A 19,539-nucleotide genomic window follows, 5' to 3' on the forward strand; every position below is an offset into this window, starting at 1 on the left:
TGACGCACGTGACTGTTTCTCAGCCGGGCCGATCGCCCATGCCGAAACCGACCCCCGACACCTCTGCCGCGTCGCCCGCCTCCGCGCGAGACGACATCGACCTCGCCTCGAACCCGGCGAGCGCCGAGCCGGAAACCGGCCGGTACACCCCCGACACCGCTGAGCCCCGCCCCGCACCCGCGGCGAGCGCCCCCACGACGGCGCACGTGGAGATCGGTGGCGTGCGAGGCATCGGACGCATCCCGGTCACCGACGTCATGCCGATCGTGGACGGCGGCAACCTGCCGACCAAGTCGGTCGTCGACGAGCCCTTCACCGTGCGCGCCACCGTCTTCCGCGAGGGCCACGACGCGGTCAACGCCTCCCTCGTCATGGTCTCGCCGCACGGTGCCGAGCGCATCGTCACGATGACCTGCGTCAACCCGGGTCTCGACCTGTGGCACGGCGACGCCGAAGCCGACCACGAGGGCGTGTGGCACTTCCGCGTCGAGGGCTGGAGCGACCCGTACGGCACGTGGGAGCACGACGCCACGATCAAGGTGCCCGCCGGCATCGACGTCGAGGTGATGTTCGAGGAGGGCGCCCGCGTTCTCGACCGCTCGCTCGCCACGAACGACCACCCGGACGACGATGCCCGCGTGCTCGAGCACGCGGCCGCCACGATGCGCGACATGAGCCTGCCCAAGGACGAGCGCCTCGCCGCGGGCACGTCGCTCAGCGTCAAGGAGGTCATGGAGCGCCTGCCGCTGCGTGACTTCGTCTCTCCCAGCCCCGACTACCCGTGGCTGGTGGAGCGCAAGCTCGCCCTGACCGGCGCGTGGTACGAGTTCTTCCCGCGCTCCGAGGGCGCCTACTTCGACGAGGCCACGGGCAAGTGGGTCTCCGGAACGCTGCGTACGGCCGCCGAGCGCCTTCCGGCCGTCGCCGACATGGGCTTCGACGTCGTCTACCTCACGCCGATCCACCCGATCGGCGCGATCAACCGCAAGGGTCCGAACAACTCGCTGACGGCCGGCCCCGAGGATCCGGGTTCGCCGTACGCCATCGGCAGCAAGGACGGTGGCCACGACGCCATCGAGCCGTCGCTGGGCACCTTCGACGATCTCGACGCCTTCGTCGCCCGCGCCGAGGAGCTCGGCCTGGAGGTCGCGCTCGACATCGCGCTGCAGTGCGCGCCTGACCACCCGTGGGTCACCGAGCACCCCGAGTGGTTCACGACGCGTAGCGACGGCACGATCGCCTACGCCGAGAACCCGCCGAAGAAGTACCAGGACATCTACCCCCTGAACTTCGACAACGACCCGGCCGGCATCTACGCCGAGATGCGCCGCGTCATGCAGGTGTGGATCGACCACGGCATCAAGATCTTCCGGGTCGACAACCCGCACACAAAGCCTGTCGAGTTCTGGCAGTGGCTCATCGCCGACGTCGCGAAGAACCACCCGGACGTCATCTGGCTCGCCGAGGCGTTCACGAAGCCCGCCATGATGCACAACCTCGGGCGCATCGGCTTCCAGCAGAGCTACACGTACTACGCGTGGCGCCACCAGCCGTGGGAGATCCGCGAGTACCTCGACGAGCTCATCGGCGACACGGCGAGCTACATGCGTCCGAGCTTCTGGCCGACGACACACGACATCCTCACGCCGTACATGCAGTTCGGCGGTCCGGCAGCGTGGAAGCTGCGCGCCGCTCTCGCCGCAACGCTCGTGCCCACCTACGGCATCTACGCCGGCTACGAGCTCATGGAAAGCGTCGCCCGACCGGGTGCCCAGGAGCAGATCGACAACGAGAAGTACCAGTTCAAGAACCGCGGGTGGGACGACTACCTGCCCGGCGGGCCCAAGGAAGGGCAGTCGATCGACTGGTACTTGCGCCGGATCAACGAGATCCGCCGCGCGCACCCGGCCCTCGAACACCTGCGTAACCTGCGCTGGCACGGCGTCGACGACGAGAACTTCCTTGTCTTCTCCAAGCGCCGTGTGCTGACCGACGGCAGCGAGGACACGATCCTCGTCGTGGCCAACACCGACCCGCACGCCACGCGTGAGACCTGGGTGCACCTCGACATGGGAGCGCTCGGCCTGCGCGGCGACGAGGGCTTCGTGGCCCACGACCTCCTCAGCGATGCCACCTGGCACTGGGGCGAGCACAACTTCGTCCGGCTCGGACCGGACGCCGAAAACGTTCACATCATTCACGTGAGGCGGTTCTGAAGACATGCAGGGACTTGGACTCCACCAGCCCGGGCTCAAGCACGACCCCCAGTGGTTCCGTAAGGCCGTCTTCTACGAAGCGCTCGTGCGCGGTTTCAGCGACTCCACCGGCAACGGTTCGGGCGACTTCTCCGGCCTCATGGGCAAGCTCGACTACCTGCAGTGGCTGGGCGTCGACTGCCTGTGGCTGCCCCCGTTCTACGCCTCGCCGCTGCGCGACGGCGGCTACGACATCAGTGACTACAAGCAGGTGCTGCCCGAGTTCGGCACGCTGCCCGAGTTCCAGGAGCTCGTGGCGCAGGCCCACGCTCGCGGCATCCGCATCATCACCGACTTCGTCATGAACCACACGAGCGACCAGCACGCGTGGTTCCAGGCGAGCCGCGAGGATCCGGAAGGTCCGTACGGCGACTACTACGTGTGGTCGGACACGGACGAGAAGTACTCCGAGGCGCGCATCATCTTCGTCGACACCGAAGAGTCCAACTGGACCTTCGACTCCGTGCGCCGCCAGTTCTTCTGGCACCGCTTCTTCTCCCACCAGCCGGACCTCAACTTCGAGAACCCGGCCGTCCAGGAGGAGATGTTCGACATCGTCCGCTACTGGATGGACATGGGTATCGACGGTTTCCGTCTCGACGCCGTGCCGTACCTCTTCGAGGAGGAGGGCCACAACGGCGAGAACCACCCGAAGACGCACGAGTTCCTCGCGCGCCTTCGTCGGATGGTCGACGAGGAGTACCCCGGACGCGTGCTGCTCGCCGAGGCCAACCAGATGCCGCACGAGGTCGTCGACTACTTCGGCACCGAGGAAGACCCGGAGTGCCACATGTGCTTCCACTTCCCCGTCATGCCGCGCCTGTACTACTCGCTGCGCGAGGAGAAGGCCGCGCCGATCATCGACGTGCTCGCCGACACCCCGCCGATCCCCAAGGGCACGCAGTGGGGCACCTTCCTGCGCAACCACGACGAGTTGACCCTCGAGATGGTGACGAACGAGGAGCGTGCCGCCATGTACGGCTGGTACGCACCGGACCCGCGCATGCGCGCGAACGTCGGTATCCGCCGCCGTCTCGCTCCCCTGCTCGACAACAGCCGCGCCGAGATCGAACTCATCAACGCGCTCCTGCTGTCGCTGCCGGGCTCGCCGTGCCTGTACTACGGCGACGAGATCGGCATGGGCGACAACATCTGGCTCGACGACCGTGATGCCGTCCGCACGCCGATGCAGTGGACGCCGGACCGCAACGCGGGTTTCTCGACGGCCGACCCGGGAAAGCTGTACCTGCCCGTCATCCAGAACCTCGTGCACAACTACTCCACGGTGAACGTCGAGGCGCAGATGGCCAGCAACTCCTCGCTGCTGCACTGGACGCGCGGCATGCTCGCCGTACGCTCGCGCCACGCGGCGTTCGGTATGGGCGACTTCGTCGTCACGCCGGCCGACAACGAGGCCGTGCTCACCTACACCCGCTCGATGTCGGACGACGACGCGAAGTCCGAGGACTCGGCCAAGCACCTGCTGTGCGTCAACAACCTGTCGTCGCGCCCGCAGGGTGCTCGCATCACGGTCGGTGAGAAGTTCGCCGGCGCCGAGCTCACCGACATCTTCGGCGGTCAGGGCTTCGGCGCGGTCCGCGAGGACGGCACGCTCGAGGTCATGCTCGGTTCGCGCGGCTTCTACTGGCTCGCCATCGAGTCCGACGTGAGCGCGGACGCCGAGCTGCCCGCCGCCAAGGGCAGCGCCGAGGCCGACGCCTCCGAACTGCTCGACGTGCTCAAGGAGGACGGCTGATGGTGGCTGAGATCCACTCGAACGCTTCGATGGAGCCCGGCAAGATCGACCTCGTCGGCCCCTGGGTGGCGAAGCAGCGCTGGTTCCAGGGCAAGGGGCGCACGCCGCAGTTCCACCGGACGAGCGCCTTCCGGCTGGCCGACCCGAGCGGTCAGGTCGGCGTCGAGATCATGTTCCTGCGGGACGTCACGTCCGGCGAGAACACGACCTACCAGATCCCTGTCACCTACCGCGGCGAGCGGGTACCGGAGTTGGAGCACGCCCTCATCGGCACGTCCGAGCACTCCGTCCTCGGCACGCGGTACTTCTACGACGGCCCGCACGACCCGGTGTTCGCGGCAGCCTTGCTCGACGTCATGGTCAACGCTGGCACGGAGGAGGAGCGCAGCGACGGCGTCGTCGAGATGACCGTCAAGGGCCGCCCCAGCCCCCGCGGCGCGGGGCTGCCCCGCATGCGCAGCGCGAAGGTGCTCAGCGGCGAGCAGTCGAACACGTCGATCATCTACACGCTCGACGACGACTCGCAGCTCATCGCCAAGGTCTTCCGCGTGCTCCACGTCGGCTCCAACCCCGACATCGAGATCACGAACGCCCTCACCGCGGCGGGTAACCAGCACGTGCCGGCCCTCTACGCGTCGCTGGCCGGCTCGTACAGCGAGGGTCGCCACAGCCGCGAGCGCGTGACGGCCGACCTCGCGTTCGCGCAGGAGTTCCTGCCGAACGTGCGTGACGCATGGCGCGAGGCCCTCGAGGCCGCTCGTGACAACCGTGACTTCACCGAGGGAGCCCGCGCCCTGGGCCGCACGACGGCTGAGGTCCACCGCACCCTTGCCGAGGTTCTGCCGACGGCCGAGCCCGACGCGAACCGCATCAGCGACCTCGTCGACGAGATGCACGAGCGTGCTGCCGCGGCCTTCCACGAGGCTGAGCACCTGGCACAGCACACGACGGCCGTCTCCGCCCGCATCGAGGCGAGCCGCGGCGCGACGTGGCCGGCGTTCCAGCGCATCCACGGTGACTACCACCTCGGTCAGGTGCTCGACGTGCCCGAGCGCGGGTGGGTGCTCCTCGACTTCGAGGGCGAGCCGCTGCGTCCGCTCGGCGAACGAACGAACCCCGACGTCACCGTGCGCGACGTCGCGGGCATGCTGCGTTCCTTCGACTACGCCGGAGGAACAATCGAGAACGAGCAGCCCGGCGCCGACGGCGACCGCCGCGCCTGGGTCGACGCGACGCAGGCGGCGTTCCTCGAAGGCTACGAGCGTGAGGCCGGCGCCGCCGTCCCCCGCGACCTGCTCGATCTGTTCGTGCTCGACAAGGCGCTCTACGAGATCTCCTACGAAGCCCGCAACCGCCCGGAATGGCTCAGCATCCCCGCGAACGCCGTCGTCCGGATCCTCGAGGCCGCACCGCAGGCCTCCGAAGTGCACGCCATGAGCGCGCACCCCGTCACGCCGCTCGCCGACACCGGCAACGCAGCTGCGGGCATCGACGAAAGGAGCACCATGAACTCCGAGAACACTCCCCCTCCTGTCACGACGCGCGGTGTCCCCGCAACCGATGACGCCACCGTCGCCGAGCCGGGCAGCAAGCCCGACGCAGTGGGAACCGGGGTCGTGAGCAGCGTCGTCGGTGCAACGAAGGACCTCGCGGCCCAGGCCGGTTCGGCCCTCGGAATGGGCACCGAACGCTCTGGCGGCGAGGTGCGTCCCGCATCGGTCGACACGAACGAGTTGAACGCTGTCCTCGCCGGTGAACACCGCGACCCGCACCGCGTCCTCGGTGCTCACGTCGCCGACGGCGTCATCACGTTCCGTGTCGTGCGTCCGATGGCACGCACGGTCACCGTCGAGATGGGCGATCAGCGCATCGAGCTCACACACGAGTACGAGGGCATCTGGGTGGGCGCCACGGCGGGCGAGCACATGCCCGACTACCGCATCCTCACAACCTACGAGGACGACGCGGAGCAGCGCGGGGACGACCCGTACCGCTTCATGCCGACGCTCGGCGAGATCGACCTCCACCTCATCGGTGAGGGTCGTCACGAGGAGCTGTGGAACGTGCTCGGTGCGCACGTGCGCACCTACCCGAGTGTCATGGGTGACGTCACCGGCACGTCGTTCGCGGTCTGGGCGCCCAACGCCAAGGCCGTGCGCGTCGTCGGCGACTTCAACCACTGGGACGGTGTCGGCCACGGCATGCGCACGCTCTCCGACTCCGGTGTGTGGGAGCTCTTCGTGCCCGACGTGCACGAGGGCACCGCCTACAAGTTCGAGATCCTGTGCAGCGACGGCGTCCGTCGCGCCAAGGCCGACCCGATGGCGCGCCTCGCCGAGACGGCGCCCGCCACCGCCTCGAAGGTGACGAGTTCGCGCTACGAGTGGAACGACTCGGCCTGGATGACGAAGCGCGCGGAGACCGACCCGCACCACGGCCCGATGTCGACCTACGAGGTCCACCTCGGCTCCTGGCGTCAGGGGCAGAGCTATCGTGACCTCGCCGAACACCTGGTGAACTACGTCAAGGATCTTGGCTTCACGCACGTGGAGTTCATGCCCGTCATGGAGCACCCCTACCCGCCGAGCTGGGGCTACCACGTCACGAGCTACTACGCGCCCAACAGTCGCTTCGGCGACCCGGACGACTTCAAGTTCCTCGTCGACCGCCTCCACCAGGAGGGCATCGGGGTCATCCTCGACTGGGTGCCAGGTCACTTCGCCACCGACGAGTGGGCGCTGGCCCGCTTCGACGGCCAGGCGCTGTACGAGCACCCGGACCCGCGCAAGGGTTGGCACCCCGAGTGGGGTTCCAACATCTTCGACTACGGCCGCCCGCAGGTGCGCAACTTCCTCGTCGCGAACGCGCTGTACTGGCTCGAGGAGTTCCACGCCGACGGTCTGCGCGTCGACGGCGTCGCCTCGATGCTCTACCTCAACTACGCCCGCAAGGACGGTGAGTGGGAGCCGAACAAGTTCGGCGGCCAGGAGAACCTCGAAGCGGTGCAGTTGCTTCAGGAGACGAACGCCACGGCGTACAAGCGCACGCCGGGTGTCGTCATCGTCGCCGAGGAGTCGACGTCGTGGCCGGGCATCACCCGCTCGACCGATTCGGGCGGCCTGGGCTTCGGCCTGAAGTGGAACATGGGCTGGATGCACGACTCGCTCGACTACGTCGCGCGCGAGCCGATCTATCGCCAGCACCACCACCACGACCTCACATTCGCGCTCGTCTACGCGTTCAGCGAGCAGTTCGTCCTTCCCATCAGTCACGACGAGGTCGTGCACGGCAAGGGCAGCCTGCTGCGCAAGATGCCCGGCGACCGTTGGCAGCAGCTCGCCGGTGTGCGCGCCTACCTCGCGTACATGTGGGCGCACCCGGGCAAGCCGCTGCTCTTCATGGGCTCGGAGTTCGCCCAGGAGGCCGAGTGGGCCGACGGGCGCAGCCTCGACTGGTGGCTCCTCGACCAGCCGGCACACTACGGCGTCCACGCGATGATGAAGGATCTCAACCGGGCCTACCGTGAGCGCCCGGCGATGTGGGCTCTCGACCACTCGGGTGAGGGCTTCCGCTGGATCAACGCCGACGACGCCGACCGCAACGCCTACACGTGGCTCCGCTTCGCCGAGGCGGAGTCCGACGGCTACCGCCCCGTCGTCGCTGTGGCGGCCAACTTTGCCGGATCGCCGCACGAGAACGTGCGCGTCGGTCTGCCACACGCGGGCACCTGGAACGAGATCCTCAACACCGATGCCCAGGCGTACGGTGGTTCCGGAGTCGGAAACCTCGGTTCCGTCGTCGCGGAGGAAATTCCGTGGGACGGTCAGCCGTACTCGGCCGAGATCACCATGCCGCCGCTCGGTGTCGTGTGGTTCGAGCCGGCGACGCGCCCCGACATGACCCAGGTGCCTGCGCACACCGCTACCGAGCAGGCCGGTGGCGCCGATTCATCGTCCACCGCAACGGCACGACAGGAGAACACGATGAGTGACCAGAACGCAGCGACGAGTTCGTCCGACAGGCAGCCGTCCGAGGCCCTCATCGCGGGCGCGCCGCTCGAGGACGCCGCAGGCAACCCGGGCGCACTCGATCAGCCGCTCGACGGTTCGCGTGGCGGCGCGCAGGTCGAGGACGCTCAGGGAGCGGCCGGCGACCAGCAGGCGTGTTCGCGTACCGGCGTCCCGGCGACGCACCCCGTCGACCACGCGGACGAGGGTGGTTTCGACGTCGAGCAGACCGAGTCGAAGGCGCACGAGCGTGCCTTCACGCCGGCCGGCGAGGACGAGACGGGTGACGAGCCCGTCGAGCACCTCAAGGACATCACCGGCACGCCCAGTGGCGGCCTCGACGAGGACGTCGAGGGTGGCCGCTGGGGCCCCGACGACGAGGCTCGCGACGCCGCCGCCCAGACGCGTCAGCGCGACTGACGACCCGCTCGATCGAGCGCATGAGGCCGGCCGTACCCGCCAGGGGTGCGGCCGGCCTCATCGCGTCCGCCCCGCCTCGCTCGGGGCATCGGTTCGGGCGTTTACGTCGCCGCTCACAGAGGGCAGGATGAAGGCATGAGCAACCGCGCGGGCCAGTTGGCCGAACCTCGTGACCTGATCGACGTCCCCCACCTCGTCACGGCGTACTACACGCTGACGCCCGACCCTGAGAACGTCGACCAGCAGGTGGCGTTCGGCACGTCGGGGCACCGCGGTTCGAGCCTCAAGACCGCGTTCAACGAGGCGCACATCCTCGCGACGACGCAGGCGATCGTCGACTACCGCCGCTCGCAGGGCTTCGACGGCCCGTTGTTCCTCGGCCGCGACACCCACGCGCTGTCCGAGCCTGCGTGGGCGAGTGCGCTCGAGGTGCTCGTCGCGAACGACGTCACGGTGCTCGTCGACGACCGTGACGGCTACACGCCGACGCCCGCCGTCAGCCACGCCATCCTGCGCGCGAACAAGGGCAAGGATCTGACGAACGGATCCGGCCTGGCCGACGGCATCGTCGTCACGCCGTCACACAACCCGCCGGCCGACGGTGGCTTCAAGTACAACCCGCCGCACGGTGGGCCGGCCGACTCGGATGCCACGAAGGTCATCGCGGCACGCGCCAACGAGTACATGCGTGGTGGGCTCTCCGGTGTCAAGCGGGTGGCCTTCTCGAAGGCGTCGGAGAAGGCGCAGAAGTACGACTTCCTCGGCACGTACGTCGACGACCTGCCCAACGTCGTCGATCTGGCGGCGATCAAGAACGCCGGCGTGAGGATCGGCGCCGACCCGCTCGGCGGCGCTGCCGTCGCCTACTGGGGCGAGATCGCCGAACGCCACGGCCTCGATCTCACGGTAGTCAATCCTCTCGTGGACCCGACGTGGCGCTTCATGACGCTCGACTGGGACGAGAAGATCCGCATGGACTGCTCCTCCCCCAACGCCATGGCCTCCCTCATCGCCCAGCGCGAGAAGTACGACATCGCAACCGGCAACGATGCCGACTCCGACCGCCACGGCATCGTCACGCCCGACGCCGGCCTGATGAACCCGAACCACTACCTCGCCGTCGCGATCCAGTACCTCTACGGCGGCGCGCGCCCGCAGTGGGGCGACGGATTCATCGGGAAGACGCTCGTGAGCAGCTCGATGATCGACCGTGTGGCCGACGACCTCGGCCGCAAGCTCGTCGAGGTGCCCGTCGGCTTCAAGTGGTTCGTGCCCGGCCTGCTCGACGGCTCGGGCCCCTTCGGCGGCGAGGAGTCGGCCGGGGCGTCGCTCGTCCGCTTCGACGGCTCCGTGTGGACCACGGACAAGGACGGCATCCTGCTCGCCCTGCTCGCGTCGGAGATCAAGGCGACAACGGGCAAGTCCCCGTCGGAGCTCTACGGCGAACTGACAGCGAAGCACGGCGCCCCCGCCTACGCCCGCGTGGACGCACCCGCATCGCGTGAGGAAAAGGCAAAGCTCGGCGCACTGACGCCCGACGCCGTCGCCGCGGACACGCTCGCCGGCGAGTCGATCACGGCGAAGCTGACGGAGGCGCCGGGCAACGGTGCGAAGATCGGGGGCCTCAAGGTCGTCACCGACAGCGCCTGGTTCGCGGCGCGCCCCTCGGGCACCGAGGACGTGTACAAGATCTACGCCGAGTCGTTCAAGGGCGAGGAGCACCTCGCCCAGGTGCAGGCCGAAGCCCGCGACGTGGTGTCAGCAGCGCTCGGAAGCTGACTCTCGCGGATTCATATGTCGCACCTGGCATGACCGCACGAATGGTGGGTGTGTGGTGATCTCCTTCACCAGACCCCCACCATTCGTGCATTACAGGACCGGTCTACGAATAGTGCCGCTGTTTCTCTCCATGAAAGCGCAATTGCGCTGTTGTCAGTACAGCGCAGACATCAGCGCGGTGCGGGCCTTGTTGACGCGTGGGTCGGTCGACCCGACGACGTCGAAAAGCTCGATGAGGTGCTCGCGCACCGTGGTGCGCTCGTCGTCACGCGTGGCTTTGACGACATCGATGAGGCGCGCGAAAGCGTCCTCGACGTGCCCGCCGAGCAGGTCGAGGTCCGCGACGGTCATCTGCGCTTCGATGTCGGCCGGATTCGACGCCGCAGCCTCGCGCGCAGCGTTGAGGTCGGCACCCTGGGTGCGCTGCATGAGCTTGACCTGGCCACGCGCGAGGCGGGCCTCCTCGTCCTTGGGGTTCTGCTCGAGCGCCTGGTCGAACGCGGCGAGCGCCCCTTCGTAGTCGCCCTTCTCAATAGCGTCGTACGCCAACTGGTGAAGCGGCGGCAGTTCCGCCTCGGCTTCGTCCGCGCCCTCGTCAGTGTCGCTTGTAGGCGCAGCGTTCGGGTCGTACCCCTGCACACGCCCCGTCACGCCGTTCTGCACGGCGATCTGGACGATCTGGCCGAGAATCTCGTCAGCCATGGCGTCCTCGACGACGGGCGGAATCGGGATCGGCTGGCCCTGCACGAAGGCCGCCGCGAGGATCTGACCGGGCTGTCCCTGCTGCGCAGCCTGCTGTGACAGCTGCGCGAAGACCTGCCCGATCTCGGGGCTCTCGTCGAGATCCGCCACACCGAGGAGAACGCGTCCCTCCTGCTTGCGGACGGCGCGGGCAAGAACGTCGATCGGCTGCTGCGACGCAGGCTGCGAGCGCGCCCAGATCGCCACGATGACGGGGTGCGCAACCGACTGCTGAGCGAGGGCCTGGAAGTTGTCCGTCGTGACGTCGACGACCAGCCCGTCGTGACGGAACGTGTCGGCAGCCTGCGCATCAGGCGACGCCGCAGGCGCCTCAGCGGCGCCCGGCAGAGGCGCCGACGTAGCGCCGGAGGTGTCGCTCGTCCGAGCGGCACCCGCAGGAGCGCCCTGCGGCTTCTTCAGGGAGGAGAGGTCGACGGCACCGCGCAGTGACGCGGCGTTCAGCGGCTGATTCGTCATACCGGCATTCTTGCAGGAACACGTGGTTCGCACCTACCTCGGGCGCACCAGCGACGGAAGTCCGTTCGGTGTGCCACAGTGCCACCGTGGGCGGCTCGACTAGAACGCGGCAGGCTCTCGGTACTCGCCCCACAGCTCCTTGAGAGCCCCACAGATCTCGCCGAGGGTCGCCTCGGCGCGGGCCGCCTCGAGCATCGGCTCGATGAGGTTGGCGTCGGTCTTCGCCGCCGCCACGAGGGCGTCGAGCTTCTCCTGCACGACGGCGCCGTCGCGTCCGGCCTTGCGCTCCTTGAGTGACGCGACCTGGTCGCGCTCGACCTCGTGGCTGATGCGCAGGATCTCCAGCGGCTTGGCGTTCGTCTCCATGTGAGCGTTGACGCCGACGATGCGCTTGTCGCCCTTCTCCAGCGCCTGCTGGTAGCGGAAGGACGAATCGGCGATGTTGCCGGTGAACCACGCCTCCTCGATACCGCGCAGCAGACCACTTGTCATCGGCCCCACCTCGTGGCGAACCGCGCCGTCCTCGTCACGCGGTGCACCTGCCTCCCCGAGGTCACGGATCTGAGCGAAGATCTTCTCGGCCTCTGCCTCGATCTTGTCGGTGAGTGCCTCGACGTACCACGAGCCGCCGAGCGGGTCGGCGACGTTCGTGATGCCGGTCTCCTCCATGAGCACCTGTTGCGTACGCAGCGCGATCTCGGCCGACTCGTCCGTCGGCAGCGCCAGCGTCTCGTCGAGGGCGTTCGTGTGGAGCGAGTTCGTTCCGCCGAGCACGGCTGAAAGCGCCTCCACCGCGGTGCGGACGACGTTGTTGATCGGCTGCTGCGCCGTGAGGGAGACACCCGCCGTCTGCGTGTGGAACCGCATCCACATCGCCTTCTCGGAGGTGGCGCCGTACTCCTCCTTCATCCAGCGCGCCCAGATACGGCGTGCCGCGCGGAACTTCGCGATCTCCTCGAAGAAATCGACGTGCGCGTCGAAGAAGAAGGACAACCCGGGCGCAAAGGTGTTGACGTCGAGACCACGCGAGAGGCCGAGTTCGACGTAGCCGAAGCCGTCGGCCAGCGTGTACGCCAGCTCCTGCGCGGCCGTCGCCCCCGCCTCACGGATGTGGTACCCGGACACCGAGAGCGGCTTGTAGGCCGGCATCTTCTCGGTGGTGTACTCCATGAGGTCACCGATGAGGCGCAGGTGCGGCTCCGGAGCGAAGAGCCACTCCTTCTGCGCGATGTACTCCTTGAAGATGTCCGTCTGCAGCGTGCCGTTGAGCGTGCCAACGTCCACGCCCTGGCGCTCGGCCGCGACGACGTACATGCAGAACACCGGCACCGCGGGGCCGGAGATGGTCATCGACGTCGTGACGTCGCCGAGCGGAATGGAGTCGAAGAGGATCTCCATGTCGGCGACGGAGTCGATGGCGACACCGCAGTGGCCGACCTCGCCGAGGGAGAGTTCCTCGTCGGAGTCGCGTCCCATGAGCGTCGGCATGTCGAATGCGACGGAGAGACCGCCACCGCCGCGGCCGAGGATCATTCGGTAGCGCTCGTTGGTCTGCTTCGCGTTGCCGAAGCCGGCGAACTGACGGATCGTCCAGGGGCGCCCGCGGTACCCGGTCGAGTGCAGACCACGCGTGTACGGGTACTCACCCGGCCACCCGATCCGTGGGTCGACCTCACCGTCGGTGGGGCCGTAGACGGGGTCGACCTCCTCGCCCGAAAGGGTCGTGAAGTCGGCGTCGCGCACGAGGCCCTTGGCGACCGCGTCGTCATAGCGCTTCTGCCAGGCGCTGCGTCCGGTGCTCGGGGTGGTGGCACCGCCGTCCGCGCCGCTGCCGTGGGATGAGTCGGCATCGATGTAGGCGTTCATGGCGACCACGGTACGCGACGAGTGTGACCTACTTCACGGTAGTTGGCGCGTCATCCGCAGATCGCGGTTGCCCTCGTCGTCCTGTTCCCTCCTGACGCCGTCGATGTCGAAACCGTGGCGGCGGTAGAACGCAATGGCGCGCTCATTGCCCTCGACCACCCACAGGTAAGCGGGCCGATCCGCCAGCTCGAGCCTCATGAGTTCCTGGGCAACGCCCGTCCCCTGGTGCTCGCGGGCGAGGTTGAGCACCCAGAGCTCCGTGGGCGCGGGAGCGTCCTCGTCGCGCGCCTGCCCGACGGTGATCCATCCAGCCAGGGCACCCGTGGCGCGTTCGATCGCCCCGACGACGCGGGGTGAGTCGTCACCGCCGAGGATCTCGCGCCACTTCACGGTGGAGCGCTCGACGTCGAGGGCATCGAGAGCCGCCTGTGCCATGAGTCCCGGGTAGGTCTCGCGCCAGACGCGGATGTGCACGGCCGCGATGTCCGCAGCGTCGTCAGCCGTAAGACGGCGGATGGCGTAGCGATCAGCGACGGCGGAGTAGTCGTTCATGGCAGAACGCTAACGTTTCAGCCCCTGACGAAAGAGCTTGCATCCACTCATGCGAGGGGCGTTGCCTGGCGACATGACGAGTGATCTGCGCACGACATTGCGCGAAAGGCTGACGTCAGCCATGCGAATGCGCGACTGCGATACCACGAACGTTCCGGGTTCTACGCTGGCAGCGATCGACAATGCCGAGGCCGTACCGCTCACGAAGCGCGGAGTCTGATCGGGCGAGTTGCCCGACATCGGCGTCGGCTCGACAGAGGCCGAACGGTGTGACCTCACCTCACGCGATGTGCTCGACATCGTCCAGCACGAGATCGACGAACTCTCCCGGGCCGCAAGTCTTCTCTGCGACGGTCAGCCGGAGTCGGTCGCGCGGTTGCGGCATCAGGCCGCCATCCTCACGGTGGTTCTCGCGAAGGCGGGCCACTGACGCCCGGGAGCTTGGGGCACACCACGCGCGACGAAGTGTCACTCGCCCGTGAGTCGCTCCTCGATGCGCGCGACCTTGGCGTCGAGTTGGCCGGTGAAACCGGGCCGGATGTCAGCCTTGAGCACGAGTGAGACCCGGGGCGAAACGGCTCCGACGGCTTCGCAGGCCCGCTTCACGACGTCCATGCACTCGTCCCACTCCCCCTCGAGGGTCGTGAACATCGCGTCGGTGCGGTTCGGGATGCCCGACTCACGCACCACGCGGATGGCTGCGGCCACCGCCTCGCTGACGGAACCGTCCGGGTCGTCCGTCGCCGACGGTGCGACGGAGAAAGCGACGAGCATCATGATCTCCTCGAAGGTGATGGGAACGATGCAGTCAGGTTCGCACGTCGGCCACCCCGCGCGGCGTGCGACGAGCGTCGGTCTTGGGCCCGGCAGGATCAGCTCGCGCAGGCGTCCGGGTCGCAGGTCCCCGTCACGACGGCCTCGAGCCAGTGGTGAACGAGCGTCACGGCCCCCGCGCCCTCACCCGACGCCGCGGCGACGCGCTTCATCGACCCGGCGCGGATGTCGCCTGCGGCGAACACGCCAGGCACGCTCGTCGCGAGCGCTTCCGGGGGCAGCCCGTCACGCCAGAACTCCTGCGGCACGTCACGACCGGTGAGCACGAAACCCTTGGCGTCACGCGCCACGGTGCCGTCGAGCCAGTCGACGCACGGGTGCGCGCCGAGCAGGAGGAACAGCCCGCAGGCGGGAACCGTCAGCTCCTGGTCCTTCTCGTTGAAGCGGATCGTCATGTGCTGCAGCCGATCGGTGCCGCTCGCCCCGACGATCTCCGCATTCGTCTTGACGACGATTCGCGGGTTCGCCTCGATCTCGCGGATGAGGTAGTCAGACATCGTCTCCGCGAGCCCGTCGCGACGCACGACGATGCTGACGGAGCGCGCGAAGCGTGAGAGGTGGATGGCGGCCTGGCCCGCCGAGTTGCCGCCGCCGACGACGAGGACGTGCCCGCCCTCGCACTCGCGGGCAGCCGACGACGCCGCGCCGTAGTACACGCCGCGTCCGACGAAGCCTTCGACCTCCTCGACGCCGAGGCGACGGTAGGCCACGCCCGTCGAGATGAGAACGGCGCGGGCGCAGACCGGCCCGTCGTCGGTCTCGAGCACGTGCGGTTCGCCCCGATAGCCGGGCGTGAAACCGGTGACCTCGGTGGCCGGGTAGATGCCCGCGCCGAACCGGGTGGCCTGGAACCGCGCGCGCTGCGCGAGGCGCATGCCCGAGATGCCGCGGGGAAAGCCCAGGTAGTTGCGGATCATCGAGCTCGTGCCGGCCTGGCCGCCCACGGCGTCGGCCTCGATGACGGCTGTGCTCAGCCCCTCGCTCGCGCCGTACACCGCGGCAGCGAGGCCGGCCGGGCCCGCACCGACGATCGCAAGGTCGACGACGTGGCCCTCGCCCAACTCGTCGACGGTGGCGCCGAAGGCGCGCCCGAGCACACGGACGTCAGGGTTGGCGTGAACCTCGCGCTCGGCGATGCGCACGAGCGGATAGGCGATCTCGATGCCCTGCGAACGCGCCATCTCGAGCGTCTTGGCTGCGTGCGGAGCGTCCGGCGGCCAGACCCCCATCGGGATGCCCTGGCGGTCGAGGAAGTCGCGCAGTACCCCGACGTTGGGGTCGCCTGCGGGCGCCACGATGTTGACGAGCTCGATCTCGGGGCCACCCGCCGACCACCCCCAGTCCGAGAGCAACTCGGTGACGGCGGTGTGGAACTCCTCGTCGCGCGGGCCGCTCGGCAGCAGGAGCGCGGCCTCGATCTGGCCGCTGATCTGCGCGACGCGCTGCTCCTCCACCGCCCACGGTTCGCTGCGCAGGCGCACCATGACCCGCTTGGCCGCCGGCATGACGGCATGCAGGCACTGCAGCGTGACGAGGCCCGTCGCGTCGCCCACCTGCGTCGTCGCGGCGAACATCGCGACCGGGATGCCGCGCGCATTGAGGCCCTGCGCCATCGTCATCGATTCGCTGAGCGTCGTGGCGAGTTGCAGGTCGTAGTCGGCAGCGTAGCGGTGGGTGAATTCGTCCCGCATCTCTTCGGCGTGCTCAGCGGCCGCGATGAGCATGATGACGGGCGTACGAGGCTTCATGCTCCAAGTCTATGTATCGGCGCCGACAACCCCGGTATTCCGCGGAATCAGAGCTGATACCGGCCGGCGACGCACCTCAGAACACGCTCTGGCGACGCCTCGCCGCCATGGGCTCTCGCGCGGTTTCGGACGCGCATCGAGCCCCTCAGCCTCAACCCGCGACGGCCTGCGCCGCGGCGTAGGGGTCCAGAACCCCTCGAGCGACAGCCTCAGCGAGGTCGTCGAGCTTCACCTCGGCATTGGGGCGTTCCCAGCGCTCACGCAGTCGCCGCACCGCCAGCTCTTCGATCTCGCCCGCGGCCCGACGTCGGCGGCGCACGCTGAGCTCGTCGTGCTCGAGCATCCACGCCCGGTGTGCCTCGACGGCCGCGACGACGTCCTCGACGCCCTGCGCCTTCTCGGCCACCGTGGAGACGACCTCCGGGCGCCACTCACCGGGTTCACCCGACATGCCGAGCGAGATCATGTGCCGCAGATCGCGCACCGTCGCAGGCGCACCGTCCCGGTCGGCCTTGTTGACGACGAAGAGATCACCGACCTCCAGGACGCCGGCCTTCGCGGCCTGGATGGAATCTCCGGCACCGGGCGCGAGCAGGACGATCGTCGTGTCCGCGAGGCCCGCGATATGCACTTCCGACTGTCCGACGCCCACGGTCTCCACGAGCACGATGTCGAAGCCTGCTGCGTCGAGCACGCGCAGGGCCGCCGGAGCGGCGGCCGCGAGACCACCGAGGTGGCCGCGCGTCGCCATCGAGCGGACGAACACGCCCTCGTCACCCGAGTGGCCGACCATCCGGATTCGGTCGCCCAGCAGGGCTCCTCCGGAGAACGGCGAACTCGGGTCGACCGCAAGGACGGCCACCGTCTTGCCGTCCTTGCGGTAGGCCTCGACGAGCGCGTTCGTCGACGTCGACTTACCGACCCCGGGCGGCCCCGTGAGACCGATGATCTGCGCCTCGCCCGTGTGTGGCGCGATGGCCGCTCCGATCTCCTCGAGCTTGGGGTGTCCGTTCTCGACGCAGGTCAGCAGCCGCGCGAGCGCACGCCTGCTGCCGTCGCGCATCTGCGCGACGAGCTGGGGCACGTCGATCTCGCGCGGCACGGCTGATCAGCCTTCCGCGGCCACGCGCAGGACGAGCGCGTCACCCTGTCCGCCGCCACCGCAGAGCGCAGCGGCGCCGACCCCGCCACCACGACGCTTCAGTTCGTGGGCCAGGGTGAGAACGAGACGGGCTCCGGACATGCCGATCGGGTGGCCCATGGCAATGGCGCCGCCGTTCGGGTTGACCTTCTCCGGATCCAGGCCGAGTTCCTTGGTGGACGCGAGGCCGACGGCCGCGAACGCCTCGTTGATCTCGACGACGTCGAGGTCGGTGGGCGCAAGGCCGTCCTTCTCACAGGCGGCGGCGATGGCGCGCGCCGGCTGGCTCTGCAGCGTCGAGTCGGGCCCGGCGACGACGCCGTGAGCCCCGATCTCGGCGAGGATCTCAAGGCCCAGCTCCTCGGCCTTCGCCTTGCTCATGACGACGAGCGCTGCGGCGCCGTCGCTGATCTGCGAGGCCGAACCGGCCGTGATCGTGCCGTCCTTGCTGAACGCAGGACGCAGCTTGCCGAGGGACTCGGCCGTCGTGTCGGCCCGCACACCCTCGTCGTTCTTGAACTGCACGGGCTCGCCCTTGCGCTGCGGGATCTCGACGGAGACGACCTCGTCGTCGAAGTAGCCCTTCTCCCAGGCAGCTGCAGCCTTCTGGTGCGACGCCGCGGAGAAGGCGTCCTGCTCCTCGCGGCTGAACTGCGCATCACCGCAGTTGGCCTGCTCCGTGAGGTTGCCCATGGCCTGGTCGGTGAAGGCGTCCCACAGACCGTCGTAGGCCATGTGGTCGCGCATCGACACGTCGCCGTACTTGAAGCCTTCACGGGACTTCTCGAGAAGGTGCGGCGCCTGGGTCATCGACTCCTGACCACCGGCCACGACGACGTCGAACTCACCGGCGCGGATGAGCTGCGCGGCCAGCGCCACCGCGTCGAGACCCGAGAGGCAGACCTTGTTGATCGTCAGGGCGGGCACGCTCATCGGGATGCCGCCCTTGACCGCGGCCTGACGGGCCGGGATCTGGCCGGCGCCGGCGGTGAGCACCTGACCCATGATGACGTAGTCGACCTGATCGCCCGTGACGCCGGCCTTCTCGAGGGCCCCCTTGATGGCGATCCCGCCAAGATCGGAGCCCGAGAAACCCTTGAGCGAGCCGAGCAGGCGACCCATGGGGGTACGGGCACCCCCGACGATGACGGCGGTGGTGTCGGTCATGTCTTCCTCCACATTGAGTTAATCGTCATTAACCAAAGACGCTGTTTCCAGCAAACCATATGGTGGGGTCATGACCGGCTCTTTCACGCACCTGTTCGAGGCGATCGACCACGTCGGCATCGCAGTGGCCGACCTCGACGACGCGATCGCCTTCTATCGCGACACGTACGGCATGACGCTCGCTCACGAGGAGACCAACGAGGAGCAGGGTGTGCGTGAGGCGATGATGAGCGTCGGCCCGGCCGATGCCCCGCACACCCACATCCAGCTGCTCGCGCCGCTGTCACCGGAGTCGAACATCGCGAAGTTCCTCGACCGCTCCGGCCCCGGCATGCAGCAACTCGCCTACCGCGTCGCAGACCTTGACGCGGTGAGCGCGACGCTGCGCGAGCGCGGCATGCGGTTGCTCTACGACGCGCCGAAGATCGGCACCGGCGGCAGCCGCATCAACTTCATCCACCCCAAGGATGCCGGCGGCGTGCTCGTCGAACTCGTCGAGCCAGCGGCTGAAGGACACTGAGGCAGCCCATCGTTTCTACCCCAAGGCTCGGCGTCGTATCAAAAACGTTGGCGGATTCAACCGGTCAACGCACCATTGATGGTGTTCAGGCTATCGGTGAAGGCGTCGTGGGATGAGGCCCAGCCGAGGACCTTGCGGGGCCGTTCGTTGATGCGCGTCGCGATGGTGTCGAGGTCGGTCTGGGTGAAGGAGCGTAGGTCGGCGTTCTTCGCGAGGTACTGACGCAGCAACCGGTTCGTGTTTTCGTTCGTGCCGCGCTGCCATGGCGAACGGGCG

Annotated in this window: 14 protein-coding genes; 6 read left to right on the forward strand and 8 right to left on the reverse strand. The window is 68.4% G+C overall.

Annotated features, from left to right (window positions below):
* Positions 1 to 38 precede the first annotated feature (38 nt).
* From IM689_RS10110 to pgm, 4 genes are all read left to right on the forward strand, one after another.
* Positions 39 to 2,216, forward strand: a complete 2,178-nt coding sequence (locus tag IM689_RS10110) for an alpha-1,4-glucan--maltose-1-phosphate maltosyltransferase (protein ID WP_193643900.1) — start codon at positions 39 to 41, stop codon at positions 2,214 to 2,216.
* A 4-nt stretch (positions 2,217 to 2,220) separates the two neighbouring features.
* Positions 2,221 to 4,011: a maltose alpha-D-glucosyltransferase gene (treS, locus tag IM689_RS10115; protein ID WP_193643867.1), complete on the forward strand. Its 1,791-nt coding sequence runs from the start codon at positions 2,221 to 2,223 to the stop codon at positions 4,009 to 4,011.
* On the forward strand, positions 4,011 to 8,438 hold the full coding sequence (glgB, locus tag IM689_RS10120; protein WP_193643868.1) for a 1,4-alpha-glucan branching protein GlgB: 4,428 nt from the start codon (positions 4,011 to 4,013) through the stop codon (positions 8,436 to 8,438). The genes treS and glgB overlap by 1 nt, the downstream gene beginning before the upstream one ends.
* A 135-nt stretch (positions 8,439 to 8,573) precedes the next feature.
* Complete coding sequence (pgm, locus tag IM689_RS10125) at positions 8,574 to 10,217, forward strand: phosphoglucomutase (alpha-D-glucose-1,6-bisphosphate-dependent) (protein ID WP_193643869.1); 1,644 nt, start codon at positions 8,574 to 8,576, stop codon at positions 10,215 to 10,217.
* Between the two features lie 153 nt (positions 10,218 to 10,370).
* Here the strand turns inward: pgm and IM689_RS10130 are convergent, their stop codons facing one another.
* From IM689_RS10130 to IM689_RS10140, 3 genes are all read right to left on the reverse strand, one after another.
* Positions 10,371 to 11,435: a co-chaperone YbbN gene (locus tag IM689_RS10130; protein WP_193643870.1), complete on the reverse strand. Its 1,065-nt coding sequence runs from the start codon at positions 11,433 to 11,435 to the stop codon at positions 10,371 to 10,373.
* A gap of 99 nt (positions 11,436 to 11,534) precedes the next feature.
* Positions 11,535 to 13,301, reverse strand: coding sequence for an acyl-CoA mutase large subunit family protein (locus IM689_RS10135; RefSeq protein ID WP_193643871.1), 1,767 nt, complete (start codon positions 13,299 to 13,301; stop codon positions 11,535 to 11,537).
* Positions 13,302 to 13,334: 33 nt separating this feature from the next.
* Positions 13,335 to 13,853, reverse strand: a complete 519-nt coding sequence (locus IM689_RS10140) for a GNAT family N-acetyltransferase (protein ID WP_193643872.1) — start codon at positions 13,851 to 13,853, stop codon at positions 13,335 to 13,337.
* Positions 13,854 to 14,082: 229 nt separating this feature from the next.
* Here IM689_RS10140 and IM689_RS10145 point away from each other — a divergent pair, with 229 nt between their 5' ends.
* The gene (locus IM689_RS10145; RefSeq protein WP_193643873.1) at positions 14,083 to 14,283 is read left to right on the forward strand and encodes a hypothetical protein; all 201 of its coding nucleotides are present in this window, start codon (positions 14,083 to 14,085) and stop codon (positions 14,281 to 14,283) included.
* A 38-nt stretch (positions 14,284 to 14,321) separates the two neighbouring features.
* On the opposite strand, the gene IM689_RS10150 is transcribed toward IM689_RS10145, so the two are convergent.
* From IM689_RS10150 to IM689_RS10165, 4 genes are all read right to left on the reverse strand, one after another.
* Entirely contained in the window at positions 14,322 to 14,627 is a 306-nt protein-coding gene (locus IM689_RS10150) for a thiamine-binding protein (RefSeq protein WP_118912311.1), read from the reverse strand.
* 98 nt (positions 14,628 to 14,725) lie between these two features.
* The gene (locus IM689_RS10155; RefSeq protein WP_193643874.1) at positions 14,726 to 16,435 is read right to left on the reverse strand and encodes an FAD-dependent oxidoreductase; all 1,710 of its coding nucleotides are present in this window, start codon (positions 16,433 to 16,435) and stop codon (positions 14,726 to 14,728) included.
* Positions 16,436 to 16,586: 151 nt separating this feature from the next.
* Positions 16,587 to 17,537 carry a methylmalonyl Co-A mutase-associated GTPase MeaB gene (gene meaB, locus IM689_RS10160; RefSeq protein WP_319803853.1) on the reverse strand — a complete coding sequence of 317 codons (951 nt, stop codon included), beginning with the start codon at positions 17,535 to 17,537 and terminating at the stop codon, positions 16,587 to 16,589.
* 6 nt (positions 17,538 to 17,543) lie between these two features.
* Positions 17,544 to 18,743 carry an acetyl-CoA C-acetyltransferase gene (locus IM689_RS10165; protein WP_193643875.1) on the reverse strand — a complete coding sequence of 400 codons (1,200 nt, stop codon included), beginning with the start codon at positions 18,741 to 18,743 and terminating at the stop codon, positions 17,544 to 17,546.
* Between the two features lie 70 nt (positions 18,744 to 18,813).
* Between IM689_RS10165 and mce the strand changes: the two genes are divergently transcribed.
* Positions 18,814 to 19,263 (forward strand): methylmalonyl-CoA epimerase, encoded by a 450-nt coding sequence (mce, locus tag IM689_RS10170; RefSeq protein ID WP_193643876.1) that lies wholly within the window; start codon positions 18,814 to 18,816, stop codon positions 19,261 to 19,263.
* A gap of 56 nt (positions 19,264 to 19,319) precedes the next feature.
* Here the strand turns inward: mce and IM689_RS10175 are convergent.
* On the reverse strand, positions 19,320 to 19,539 hold a 220-nt coding region (locus tag IM689_RS10175; RefSeq protein WP_193643877.1), incomplete at its 5' end, for an IS30 family transposase.

The organism is Dermacoccus barathri (assembly GCF_015070805.1).
Classification (GTDB): domain Bacteria; phylum Actinomycetota; class Actinomycetes; order Actinomycetales; family Dermatophilaceae; genus Dermacoccus; species Dermacoccus abyssi.

What these genes read in the sequence shown, in the direction of transcription:
- IM689_RS10130 (WP_193643870.1), bottom strand. Translation starts at nt 11,435, where the DNA reads ATGACGAATCAGCCGCTGAACGCCGCGTCACTGCGCGGTGCCGTCGAC.
- mce (WP_193643876.1), top strand. Translation starts at nt 18,814, where the DNA reads ATGACCGGCTCTTTCACGCACCTGTTCGAGGCGATCGACCACGTCGGC.
- IM689_RS10110 (WP_193643900.1), top strand. Translation starts at nt 39, where the DNA reads ATGCCGAAACCGACCCCCGACACCTCTGCCGCGTCGCCCGCCTCCGCG.
- IM689_RS10155 (WP_193643874.1), bottom strand. Translation starts at nt 16,435, where the DNA reads ATGAAGCCTCGTACGCCCGTCATCATGCTCATCGCGGCCGCTGAGCAC.
- IM689_RS10140 (WP_193643872.1), bottom strand. Translation starts at nt 13,853, where the DNA reads ATGAACGACTACTCCGCCGTCGCTGATCGCTACGCCATCCGCCGTCTT.
- treS (WP_193643867.1), top strand. Translation starts at nt 2,221, where the DNA reads ATGCAGGGACTTGGACTCCACCAGCCCGGGCTCAAGCACGACCCCCAG.
- IM689_RS10150 (WP_118912311.1), bottom strand. Translation starts at nt 14,627, where the DNA reads ATGCTCGTCGCTTTCTCCGTCGCACCGTCGGCGACGGACGACCCGGAC.
- IM689_RS10135 (WP_193643871.1), bottom strand. Translation starts at nt 13,301, where the DNA reads ATGAACGCCTACATCGATGCCGACTCATCCCACGGCAGCGGCGCGGAC.
- glgB (WP_193643868.1), top strand. Translation starts at nt 4,011, where the DNA reads ATGGTGGCTGAGATCCACTCGAACGCTTCGATGGAGCCCGGCAAGATC.
- IM689_RS10165 (WP_193643875.1), bottom strand. Translation starts at nt 18,743, where the DNA reads ATGACCGACACCACCGCCGTCATCGTCGGGGGTGCCCGTACCCCCATG.
- pgm (WP_193643869.1), top strand. Translation starts at nt 8,574, where the DNA reads ATGAGCAACCGCGCGGGCCAGTTGGCCGAACCTCGTGACCTGATCGAC.